Here is a 12,348-nt window from a genome sequence, read left to right as displayed (position 1 = left end):
TTATCCTATCTCCTTTACCAATTCTAATGGATTGTGACAGAAGAAGAATTCATCATCTTTTGAACTTCTTTTTGGTTCTTCTTCAAAGCATATTTTAGTTGCTTTAAAACATCTGTCTTGGAATCTACATCCTTTAGGAATACAACTTAAATTTAATGGTGAACCAGGAATTCCTTCCATGTATTCTATTTCACCTTGCAATGAAGGGAATGAATTCTTTAATCCATAAGCATATGGATGTTGTGGATTCTTTAATATCTTCTTTGAAGATGCTTGTTCAACAATTTCCCCTGCATACATTATTGCTACTGTATCACAGAATTCCATCATTAAACTAATATCATGAGTAATAAATAAAATTGAAAAATTAAATTTTTCCTTTAACTCATATATTTTTTGTAGTATTTCTCTTTGAACTACGGTGTCTAATGCTGTAGTAGGTTCATCTAATATAAGAAGCCTTGGTTTTAAAGCCAATGCCATGGCAATTACAGCACGCTGTCTCATTCCACCTGAAAATTGATGTGGATAATCTCCTAAACGATTAGCTGGAATTCCTACTACTTCTAGAAGCTCTTCTGCCATCTTTCTTGCTTTTTTCTTATTTTTAGTTATTCCATGGGTTTTATAAAGTTCAAAAAACTGATTTTCAAGAGTAACTACTGGATTTAAACAGTTCATAGCTGATTGGAACACCATACTTATTTTATTCCATCTAAAATCTTGCAATTGATTTTCTGATAAGGATAAAATATCTTTTCCATCCATTTTTATTTTTCCACCAGTGATAAGTGCTGGAGGTCTATGCAATCTCATTAATGAATAGGCAATAGTACTTTTACCACAACCTGATTCTCCTGCAAGTCCTAAACTTTTTCCTTCTTCAATAACAAAACTTACATTATCTACTGCTCTTATATGTCCTCTTTCTGTTATATAATCAACACAAAGATTTTCAACCTCAAGTATTGCTCCCATCACTTAAGCCCTCCTTCACAAGTAGTAATTCCTGAGAACCCTTTCTTTAATAATATTTCTTGATTCTTCTTTTCTTTATAGTATTTTCTCATAATCCTTTGAGCTCTTAATTTTGGATTAGATACCTCATCAATAGAGAAATTAATTAGTGTGAGTCCAGCTCCAAATAATATTACAAATACACTTGGTCCAAGTATCTCCCACCATACACCACTATTTAAAGCACCAGTACTTTGGGCATTATTTAACATTTGTCCCCAGGTTACTGACATTCTATCTCCAAAACCTATAAATTCAATAAAAGACTGTGCCATAATAGCGTATATTACAGTTCCTATAAAGCCTGAAGTTATCATGGATAACATATTAGGCATTATTTCAACAAATAATATACGAATTTTAGATTCTCCTAAAGTTTCAGCCGATTTCACAAACTCTCTATTTCTTAAACTCATAGTTTGTGCTCTATAAACACGAGCTCCCCAAGGCCAAGAAGTAACACCTATAATAATTCCAATTGCTAGAGGAGAAATTTTCCCTATCATTGAAGCTATTATTAATAGTAATACTGTTTGTGGAATAACCATAATTATATTTATTGTAGTTGTGATACTATTATCTACTACCCCACCAAAATAACCTGCAGTAATTCCAACTATTAAACTTAAAACAACCGCAATTGCCCCTGCAAAAATTCCAACTGATATGGATACTCTTCCACCATATAAAGTTTGAGCCCATACATCTTTACCTGCTTGTGTGGTTCCAAGAATATGGTCAGATGATGGAGCTACACGCCATAATCCATCAAATGTTTGCATAGGTTCATATGGTGTAAATAAGTTCGCTCCAAGAGTTAATATTAATACAATAAATATTAAAACCACTCCAACAGTAGTTTTAGGAGACTCCTTCAAAAAATTAACTATTTTAGAATTAAATAATTTCTTTACCATATTGCAACCTCATACCTTCCTTATAATTATTCTCCTGATTGTCTTCTAATTCTTGGATCAAGAAGAAAAACACTCATATCTGCAATAAAATTAGCTGACAGCATCAAAATAGTAGTCATAAGTAAAATACCCTGCATTAATGGATAGTCTCTACCATTAATAGCCTGAATCATTAACTTTCCTAATCCTGGATAGTTAAATATATTCTCAATAAGTAGTTGCCCACCAAGTAAAAATCCAACTGACATTGCAAATGAAGTTACTACTGGTAACATAGCATTTCTTGCACAGTATTTAAACATAATCTTTTTATCAGGAACGCCTTTTGCAACTCCCATCACTATATAATCTTCACCTAATTGATTTATCATATTAGCCCTCATACCCATTATTCCACCAAAACCACTTAAAATAATAGCAGTTACTGGCAAGAAGGCATGATAGGAAACATCCTTAATATATTCAAAACCTTTGGCATATAATAATGGAGTTACTGCATACCCCTTAGGGAAAACTCCAGTATAAGCCAATGTATAACTTAGAGTTAATGCAATAATTACAGCAGGAATATTTGCCATAATTTGTCCACCAACTGTTAACGTTGTATCTAATCTACTTCCTCTTCTCCATGCAACAAATATACCTAAAGCCGTATTAATAATAAATGATAATATTAATGCTGTTCCACATAAAAATATTGTCCATCCTAATGGTCTTTTTATTACCTCAGTAACAGGATATAGGTTATTTGTAAAGGAAACTCCCCAATCACCTTTTAATATATCAACAAAGTTTCTAAAATAAGTTACTATTAAAGGCTCATTGCTATTAATTCCAAACATTTTTTCAATAGCTTGTATAGTGGCTGGATCTACTTTACCACCTTGTTGTGCAAGCTCTCCTAATCTCATTTGGACTGGGTCTCCTGGCATAAGACGAGGAAGAAAGAAGTTTAGCGTAAATGCTCCAATAAATGCCATAAAATAAAACCATAATCGTTTTAAAATATATTTCATCTTTCTCCTCCTCTAATATTACTTAATAATTTATTTTACTGGCTCTAATTCCATTAATTGTAGTATTTTAGAGTCATGTATGCAGTTAGCTGGGTCTGGACCTTTGCCTTCTTCTGTTGTCCAACCTGTAAATCTAGCATCACTATAAACATTCCACTTACCATTGAATAATATTGGTACACTAATCATATTTTCAGCAAAGAATTTTTCAATTGTTTCAATTATTTCAGCTTGTCTTTCTTCAGTTGCTATTGGTAACTCTTCTATTAAAGCTGTCATTTCATCATTTTTATAATTATTTTGACAAGTTGACCACCAAGTACTTGTTAAGAATCTTGATTGATCACCAATTGTATCAAAGTAATACTTCCATATATTTGTATTTTGTCCATAAGCTGTATACAACATATCAAAGTCACCAGTTCCCCATGCTTCAGTAACAACTCCAAGCTCTTTAGGTGCATTTGTAGCATTTATACCAATTTTTTGTAAATCTTCTGCAACTATTTGTGCTCCTGCGTTCCAATCTGCCCAACCTGCTGGTGAAATTATTTCAAATTTAATTGGAGTTCCATCTGGATTTTCTCTGAATTTATCTCCATCTTTATCTACAAAACCTGCTTTATCAAGAATTTTTTCTGCTTCAGTTAAATCAAATTTAGTATATGGATCTGAAAGTGCTTTTGCTTCTTTATTTATATAAGATGACAACATTGATGGTAATCCAGTAACTGATGGTACCTCATCACTTAAGTAACCAAATGCTGCAGAATCATTAATAGTTTTTCTATCAGTTGCTAAAGATACAGCTTTTCTAAAATCTACTGATTCAAAAGCTTTCTTATTATTTTCATTTTTAGTCATATAGTTAAAGCTTAATCTTAAACCATCATTTTTGCCGTACCAATATTTTTTATGAGCATCACCTTTTACATAAGTGTTTTCAATATCTGGAATCATAATATAAGCCCAGTCAATATTTCCTTCTTCTAATAATGCTAAGGCAGCATCATTTCCATCAAATTGTGGTATTCTTAATTCATCTACTTTTAAATCATCAGCCTTCCAATAATTTTTGTTTCTTCCCAAAACAACCATTTCAGGAGTAAAATCTTTAACTTCTGAGAAAGATCCTGTAACGACTGGATTTTCTACTACTGCTGTTGCTGGATCTGAAATTTTAGAGAATATATGCTCTGGAACCATCCAAGTTTGTGTAAATATATCTTTTCTATTAAACACATTAGGCTTTGAAACTACAATTTTAACTGTATAATCATCTACCTTTTCAACTGATTGTAACTTTGGATTATCTCCGTTCCAATTACCACTTGTATCTATCTCTGGTTTATCTTTTGAATAAGTGTATGTGAATACAACGTCATCAGCATTGAAGTCTTCTCCATCACTCCACTTAACATCTTTTCTTAATTTTACTATAAGAGTTTTGTTATCTTCTTCACTTTTAATATCTTCAGCTAACCACATTACTTCTTTTCCACCATTATTTGCATCAAAAATAACTAATGGCTCGTACATAAATCCTTGAATAAATTGAGTTGGCTTATTGTATGGATTAAAGTTTCTTACCCATCCTTGTGAAGATTCCGCTAAAGTTGTTAATACTACTGGTTTTTCATTTTCTCCACCTTTGCCATTATCTCCTCCACTTGATTTACAGCCTATTAATAGTCCTGTAGCAACAACCACTGTACAAATAAGGCTAATGATTTTTTTGACTTTCATACTCTCATCCCCCTAAATATTTTTGTAATTAACTTTTATGATATTTAACAATTTATCAGTATACCTTTACATTGAATTCGTTTTAAATCGTTTTCAAGAGGTACTACTATGATAAATTTTATATCAAAACTATTTATAAAAACACCCTAGAGATTCTAGATATTTTCCTATATAGATTCTAGATATTTTATATTAATTAAATAAATCAGGAAGTATATTATAAATAAATTGGTTAATCCAATGCCAATTATGTATGCCTCCCTTACTTACAATAAAATAAAAATTTCCTTCTTTCAAATTTGATGAATAAATAAAACTATCCTTTAATTCTCTCATAGCATCTATTTGAGGCTTCATATTAGGATAAGCAATATCCAAATCTCCTGAAGCGCAAAGTAAATAATAGTCCTTTGGAGCATAGCCAGAATCTTTTGCAACTTTTGCTAAGTATTCAGCTGTTTCTTTTGCCATATTGCCTTCGGCTTTTTGAGCTAATGCCCAGCAGTCACCACTTAATGGTATAAAATATTTAAAATAATCTAGACAGTTTATAAATGCATACCAAGTAGTAACTGAACCCATAGAAAATCCACCAAAAGCTCTATGTTCACGCGACGCCTTCAAGTCCTCTTTATTAGCTGATGATGTATAAGTATTATATTTAGTTTCTACAAATGGAATCAGATCATTAATCAATTCATTATGAAAATATTTAGTTTCAATTATAGGAAGTGGATGATCAATTGTTTCAACATGACAAAGTTCTTCATCATTTTTCAAATCATTTTTAACACCATAAAATGTAGGTGTAACTACAATAAGAGGTTTAATATCACAATTAGCAATCATATTATCTAATATATTCTTTAACTCTGTATTTTTACCAGGCCCTCCAAATAGTAAATTCTCATCTTCTCCACCACCATGCATTAGATATAGAACATTATATTTTTTATTCTTATCTGTAGCTTCATATCCATATGGAAGATACAGATTCAAGTGTTTAATATTATTACTCTTTTCTAAGTCTTCTACCTTATACTCTAACCTTTCTATACTCCCCTGTTTTTTATTCTCAATTCTATATTCCTCTGGAAGAATTTTAAAATCCTTATCCTTTAATGAATCTTTTATTATTTCATAATAATCATTACCCATACAAATTTCCTCTCATTATATTTTTTTGCTTATATCCTTTATAATTTATTTATCTAAGTTTATACACCTTTATTGACACAATACTTTTTTCAAAAAAGTTTACATCCAATGAAGCAACAAATACCCCAGTATTTAAATAGCTGTAATTACTATTTTCATCAACTTTAAATTTAGGTACAGTCTTAATAATTTTCCCCCTCGCCATGTCATCTAGATAGCCTTCATTTTCAACAGATATAAATATATTATCCTCGGTTTCAATTGTATATTTAGCAAAAGCATGTGATAAAGTTTCACTTTTTCTTGTATTCCAATCTGCACCACCAGGTAATACTTTACCCATTACAAATACTCCATCATTATTTAAACATTTAAAAGTTCCTCCTGTAATTGGAATAATATTAAGATATCCATTTAATCCATTACCTACAGTCATAGAATTAGTAATTTCAACCTCTAATTCCATAGCTAAATCAGCCTCTAAAAACATTTTTAATTCCTCCCCTTTTATTTATAATTATGTATAAAAAATATAAACATTAATTTAAAGCCTTTACTTAATGTTCCTATTACTTTATAATACTTCTCTTCTTCACATACTGATTCTTTAACATAATTTCTTGTTTCCTCTTTTGAAAGTTTTGAGTAATCTCGCTTTTTACCAATCCCATCCGAGCCTTTGTATTCATTGTCATTTTTAATGATAATAGACATAACTTCATTACCTTATACTGAAGAAATTATATTTACAGAAATAACCCCCGTAAATCCCCCTATCTTTTTACATTTTATTGCCATCACTCGAGTGAATACCCTCTTAAATATACATATTTTCATAAACTCAACCCTTTATTATTAAATTTTCAAACACTTTAATTATATTCTTCAGTTTATAATTTAACAATCATAATACAACACTTATTTCCTAATATTCTATTTATCACCAATAGAATGCTAAATAGAAAGCTACCACCACTATATTCCTATGCTCTTGTGAATAAAAAAGAGAAAGTGCAAATCCTACCTGAATTTATACTTTCTCGCTACTGAATTTTTTTATTTTATTATAGATCTTAAAATTTTCAAAAACTTTTTCACTTAATTTTCTAACTACATTAATATTTAAAATCTAAAAGTTTATTTTTTAATTGATCCTCAATATTTTTTAATTCTAACTCAGCTTCTCTACGCTTTTGGCGTCCTTCTGTTTGTATATTAAGTATTTCGTCAAGAGTTGAAATTAATGATTCATTAGTCATTTTAAGAGTATCAATATCAACAATTCCTCTTTCTGCTGCTTTGGCTGTTTCTATAGTTGAAGTTTTCAATATTTCTGCATTTTTACGTAAAAGTTCATTTGTCATATTCGTTACTTCACTTTGAACCTTTGCAGCATTAGTAGAATGAGCAACTCCAAGAGCTAAAACTATTTGACTTTTCCAAAGTGGAATAGTGTTTACAATTGTTGATTGTATTTTTTCAGACATTAATGAGTCATTATTTTGAATCAAACGAATTTGAGGAGCCATCTGAAGAGAAATCATTTTTGTTAATTCTAAATCATGAATTTTCTTTTCAAAGCGATTGCAAAGTGAAATAAAGTCATTTACTTCTTGAGCATCCTGAGGAAGACCACTATTTTTTGCTTTTTCTTGTAGTTTAGGCAGCTCTTCTTTTTCCAATATTTGAAGCTTCTTTTTTCCAGCTAATATATACATAGAAAGTTCTTTAAAATATACTTTATTTATTTCATACATCTTATCTAGCATAGCAATATCTTTTAAAAGCTGTATTTGATGCTTTTCAAGGACATTACACATTTTATTTATATTATCCTCTACCTTATCATATTTTACTTTCATTTGATTAATCTTATCTTTGCCTTTTTTAAAGAAACCTAAAATACCTTTTTTCTCTTCTGACTCTTCAAAGTTCTTTAACTCAAGAACTACATTGGAAAGCATATCTCCAACTTCCCCTAAATCTTTAGTTTTCACATTATTTAATGCTGTTTCAGAAAAATCAGAAATTTTCTTTTGAGCTCCTACTCCATATTGTAAGATAGAATTTGAGTTATTTATTTCTATCTTCTCTACAAATTGATCTACCATCCTTTTTTCTTCTTCTGTTAAATTGATATCCTCAATTATTTTTTCTTCTACTTTTTCTTCCTTTACTTGCACATCAAGAGCTTCATCTTGAAATGCTTCAAATGTCAATTCTGGTTTTATACTAATAGGTTCCTTAAATTCATCACTCATTTTAAATTCCTCCCTTTTACTTTAAGCTTATTTCTTAAAATCTTCCTCTGTTAACCCCTCTTGTTTAAATAAAGTCTTAAGAACAGATATATCTGTAGAAATATCTAAAACAACATCTTCATATAAATCATCTAATAAATTTTCAAAAGCAGTTTCTATAATATCTATGCTTTTTTCAATTTCTACTTTAGCATTTTTAATATTTTCACCTTGAACTAATTGATTGCTTAAATCTTTATAAGAGTTAATAAGTTTAATTGTAATAGGAAGATAATGATTTATAAATTTATTAACTTCTTGAATCTTCTTAGGATTTTTTTCAACATAATTAAGAATCTCATTTGCAATGTTTTGTAATTTATCAAGCTTTATGGCTATTTCCTCTTTATAAAGCACATTCCTTGTATTTTTTATTTGTTCAATATATTCCCTTCCCATTTCAATTGTAGAATTTAATTCTTCTTGTTCTGAATCATCTATATTCTTATTTAATTCTTCTTTTTTATTTAATTCTTCTTTAGCTATTTGCTGTTTTTTTAGATTTAAATAATCTCCATAAACATCATCATTTAACATAAGATAAGTTTCTTCTTCATCGATATGCCCTTCTAAAAACATACCTAAATTAATCATCTTCTCTAAATCCTTAATAACAAAGGATTCTTTTTCTTTTGCAAATCTAGCTAAATCTTTAATTAAGCAATAACTATTATCTTCAATAAATCTTACATACTTTTTAAATCTTCTAAGTCTTTTCCTTATATTTATTCCTCTTAATAATAACACTAGGCTTATTGCAAAGAATATAAATATAACTGTAAATCCAACAAAAGCATCGGCTATAACCTTAGTAAAAAAGGACATAAATATTAAACACATCAATACTAAAAATCCAAAAATTAAGCTTCCTATTAATCCAAAGATAGTATAAATAATTCCTGATACAGTTCCAGCTGGCCTTTTGCTAATATATGCTGATATATCATTTTTAGGCTTTTTATTTAAAACTCTATATTTACTTTCTACTTTGTCATTATATTCTTTTAGCTTTGATTTAAATTCATTTAAAGTGTCCTCTGTTTTATTACTAATATCCTTTTTTAAATTGACAAAATCTATAGCATCAAGTGCACTTTTTACTGTAGATACAATTTGGTCTTCTAAATCAGAAAAATCCTTCCTATCCATGGTCTTGCCTCCTGATTATTTTATTATAATTAAGATAAATTCGTAGTTATATTATTCATTTCTTTATTATAATATTTTAGATTTATTATATCTTATTATTAAAACAATTACAATTTACAACAATTGTATATTGTTATAAATATTAAAATAAAAAACTATACTAGCATATAAGTACTATCATAGATTTTTCCCTAATAATATTAACTTAATAAACTCCTACTAGCATTTCAACTACCTCCACATCTGCAGGAACCCAATTTTGTGATGATAATTCTTCTTTTATTTCTCGTATTAATGCTTCTTCTTGTGATTCCCCATTTTCTATCTTTCCACCTGGGAATTCCCACATATCTTTAAACTCATCATAGCTTCTGTGCGTTATAAATATCTTATCTTCTTTTTTTTATTATTGCTGCAACAACTTCTATTACCTTCATATCTTCCATTTCCTCTTATAAATATTTGTAGTTACCACAAATTTAATTATGATAACTACATTTTACTTTAAATAATTTTCAAATAACACAAGTAAATATTATACTAAGTTACCATCTAGACCCTACAAATTAAAGTTCCGTGTACTTTTTACTTGTTCCCTTAGCTTTTTCTACTGGGTATTTCTTTTCATTTTTATCCATTTTTCTATTCATTATGTCTTCTATATCAACCCCTAATGAATCCGCCATATGTAAGCAATAAATCATAACATCTGCTAATTCTTCACATACTTCTTCTTTATTGTGATTATCATCCCAAAGAAAATGCTCCAATAATTCTCCTGATTCAATGCTTATTGCCTTTGCTAAATTAGCTGGTGTATGAAATTGTGACCATTCTCTATCATCTCTAAATTTTCTTATCCTTTTTCTTATTTCTTCCAATTATATTATCTCCCTTCTTAACCTTTGTGTACTATTTTTTTACTTATACAAAATTAAGATTTTCTTTGATAACTTTTTTAATTATTTCTATTTAAATTACAACTAATGAATATATATAATCAAATTCCAATATTTCACTTCCAAAAATATCTAATAAAAATTCTATTACTGCATCAGAGTTATTACCTATAATCCTTGAAAAAATTACAATATAATCTTTTACATCTTGGCTACTAATATTTTCTTTTATATTAATACAATATCTTAAAAATATAGCATGCCTTATAAATAAATATTCCAATATAATCATTTCAAAAGAAATAATCATTTCTTCTAAATCTTCACTAACACAACTACTAAAAACTTTTGATACAATACAGTTTTCAATTAATTTATCATATTCTTTAAATAAACCCTTAAAGTCATTCCAATCCTTAAAAATCTTTTCTATATTAGTTTCTTTAGTAAATTTATAAATATCATTTAGCGCTTCTTTGAAAATAGAAACATTTCTATAGTTTTCTATTATATCTATAAATAATGAATTTATTTCTTTCAAATATTTTATACTTTCTTTATTTTCATAGTCTTTAATTTTATTTAATTCTTCTTTTATATAATTTCTAGATTTATATTTATCTAAAAACTCTATTAAATTATCATAAGTTAAATCATCACTATCAAACATATTAAAAAGCATATTATAGGAAAGGATAAGCTTATCTTCTATTCTTATTTCATCTTTTTGAATTATATTAACTAAACTCTCTCTTATTTTTAAGCATCCCAAATCTTCAACATAAGATAGGGAATCATTAGACTCTATATACGTCTTTTCTTTCATATCACTAATTATGTTAACTACCTCAGGACAAGAGCAAGATAAAGTAAGCTCTCTCACATCTTCAAATTCATTTTCTATTCTAGGAAAGTTCTTGCAAGTTAAAGATAAATTTTCATCACCATGATTTATAACTATATTACATAGCCCTTCATTGCTTAATAAAGGACATGCTCCCTTTGTTTCCTTCTTAATTAAATAGCTATTTTCTCCATTGCTTTTTATAAACCTTACATTATCTAAAAGATAATTAAGATCATCTTTTTCTCTCCACTTATTATAAGTGTTAGTATCTACATTTATATCCCACCCCTTACAACAAGTGAACCTACATTTATCTGCTGTACACTTAAATTTTTCATATTCTTTTATCTTCAAAATATTTTCTATTTTCTTCATATAATAACTCCAAATTCAAATTTAGTTTTGATGTATTTATTGTAATAGACTTCTTTTAACTTTATTGCTTTAAGAGCTCTCTCCTTTGTTTGATTTCTTCCTGCTATTTATAATTTTAAATGTATTTTATACATAATTAATTGCTAAGCTCAGCAATATCACCTAAAATTTATTAATGTAATCTCCTCCCAATAAGTATTTTAATATTATATCATTTATTCATTGTCTTATGCTAATCTGTGATACACATACAAATTTAATATCATATTCATATATATTATTTAATCTTCTATGAAAGATAATATTATTAATCTAGTACTTTTCAGTAGATATCTAATATAATAAATATAATCACTTTTATTGAGGTAAAATATGAATTTTAATGGTTGGGGAAATTTTGAAGATTTATTAAGATCTTGTGGTTATAATAATAACAATAACAATAATACTAACAATGACAATAATACTAACAATAACAATAATAATACTACTGGATGTAATGATATACCACCAGGTCCATTCCAAACTCTTCCACCAGAACTTTTTGCAATAATAGGTGAAATAATTGGTAATATAATCGCTGGAAATATTCCTTTTAATATTCAAAATCTTATTGGAAACTGGTTAGAATTAGTTGGTCAAGTTATTTTAGTATTTAATGCTCAACAACAATATTTCGAATCAGGGCCAGGTAGATATTATGACCCAAAAAATTATAATATTAGTAATCCTTTTTGTAGTAATAATTCTACAAGCACAAATGGAAATACTTCAAGCACATCAGCTTCTTCTAGTACTAATAGTTCAAACAGTAATGATATTAACATATCTAAAATAGAAAAATTAGAAAAGCAAATAGAAGAATTAACAAAAGAATTAACTGAAATCAAAACTTTATTAAAAGAAAAATAAGAGGAAGTATCA

The 12,348-nt window shown here is 28.2% G+C and carries 12 protein-coding genes and 1 pseudogene; 1 reads left to right on the top strand and 12 read right to left on the bottom strand.

Going from position 1 to position 12,348, the window contains the following annotated elements; genetic code table 11:
- From I2E83_RS17005 to fliB, 12 genes and pseudogenes are all read right to left on the bottom strand, one after another.
- On the bottom strand, window positions 1–978 hold the full coding sequence (locus tag I2E83_RS17005; protein ID WP_195263009.1) for an ABC transporter ATP-binding protein: 978 nt from the start codon (window positions 976–978) through the stop codon (window positions 1–3).
- Window positions 978–1,934, bottom strand: coding sequence for an ABC transporter permease (locus tag I2E83_RS17000; protein WP_195431221.1), 957 nt, complete (start codon window positions 1,932–1,934; stop codon window positions 978–980). Before I2E83_RS17000 ends, I2E83_RS17005 begins: the two co-directional genes overlap by 1 nt.
- Before the next feature lie 26 nt (window positions 1,935–1,960).
- Window positions 1,961–2,950 (bottom strand): ABC transporter permease, encoded by a 990-nt coding sequence (locus I2E83_RS16995; RefSeq protein ID WP_195262888.1) that lies wholly within the window; start codon window positions 2,948–2,950, stop codon window positions 1,961–1,963.
- 30 nt (window positions 2,951–2,980) lie between these two features.
- Window positions 2,981–4,696 (bottom strand): ABC transporter substrate-binding protein, encoded by a 1,716-nt coding sequence (locus I2E83_RS16990; protein WP_195262887.1) that lies wholly within the window; start codon window positions 4,694–4,696, stop codon window positions 2,981–2,983.
- A 192-nt stretch (window positions 4,697–4,888) separates the two neighbouring features.
- Window positions 4,889–5,854 (bottom strand): alpha/beta hydrolase-fold protein, encoded by a 966-nt coding sequence (locus I2E83_RS16985; RefSeq protein ID WP_195431218.1) that lies wholly within the window; start codon window positions 5,852–5,854, stop codon window positions 4,889–4,891.
- Window positions 5,855–5,903: 49 nt separating this feature from the next.
- Window positions 5,904–6,344 (bottom strand): DUF3237 domain-containing protein, encoded by a 441-nt coding sequence (locus tag I2E83_RS16980; protein ID WP_195262885.1) that lies wholly within the window; start codon window positions 6,342–6,344, stop codon window positions 5,904–5,906.
- A gap of 17 nt (window positions 6,345–6,361) precedes the next feature.
- Window positions 6,362–6,568 carry a hypothetical protein gene (locus tag I2E83_RS16975; protein WP_195431215.1) on the bottom strand — a complete coding sequence of 69 codons (207 nt, stop codon included), beginning with the start codon at window positions 6,566–6,568 and terminating at the stop codon, window positions 6,362–6,364.
- A 401-nt stretch (window positions 6,569–6,969) separates the two neighbouring features.
- Complete coding sequence (locus tag I2E83_RS16970) at window positions 6,970–8,115, bottom strand: toxic anion resistance protein (RefSeq protein WP_195262883.1); 1,146 nt, start codon at window positions 8,113–8,115, stop codon at window positions 6,970–6,972.
- A 27-nt stretch (window positions 8,116–8,142) separates the two neighbouring features.
- Window positions 8,143–9,303 (bottom strand): 5-bromo-4-chloroindolyl phosphate hydrolysis family protein, encoded by a 1,161-nt coding sequence (locus I2E83_RS16965; RefSeq protein ID WP_195431212.1) that lies wholly within the window; start codon window positions 9,301–9,303, stop codon window positions 8,143–8,145.
- Window positions 9,304–9,508: 205 nt separating this feature from the next.
- Window positions 9,509–9,740: pseudogene (locus I2E83_RS16960) on the bottom strand (NUDIX domain-containing protein).
- A 129-nt stretch (window positions 9,741–9,869) separates the two neighbouring features.
- Entirely contained in the window at window positions 9,870–10,184 is a 315-nt protein-coding gene (locus tag I2E83_RS16955; protein ID WP_195262881.1) for a nucleotide pyrophosphohydrolase, read from the bottom strand.
- A 91-nt stretch (window positions 10,185–10,275) separates the two neighbouring features.
- Window positions 10,276–11,424 carry a flagellin lysine-N-methylase gene (gene fliB / locus I2E83_RS16950; RefSeq protein ID WP_195262880.1) on the bottom strand — a complete coding sequence of 383 codons (1,149 nt, stop codon included), beginning with the start codon at window positions 11,422–11,424 and terminating at the stop codon, window positions 10,276–10,278.
- A gap of 372 nt (window positions 11,425–11,796) precedes the next feature.
- On the opposite strand from fliB, the gene I2E83_RS16945 reads away from it, so the two are divergent.
- On the top strand, window positions 11,797–12,336 hold the full coding sequence (locus tag I2E83_RS16945; protein ID WP_195262879.1) for a hypothetical protein: 540 nt from the start codon (window positions 11,797–11,799) through the stop codon (window positions 12,334–12,336).
- Window positions 12,337–12,348 lie beyond the last annotated feature (12 nt).

The sequence above is a fragment of the Clostridium sp. D46t1_190503_E9 genome (genome assembly GCF_015555225.1).
GTDB lineage: Bacteria > Bacillota > Clostridia > Clostridiales > Clostridiaceae > Clostridium.
Note: the sequence above shows the minus strand (reverse complement) of the source record. Positions and strands in the feature narration are given on the sequence as shown.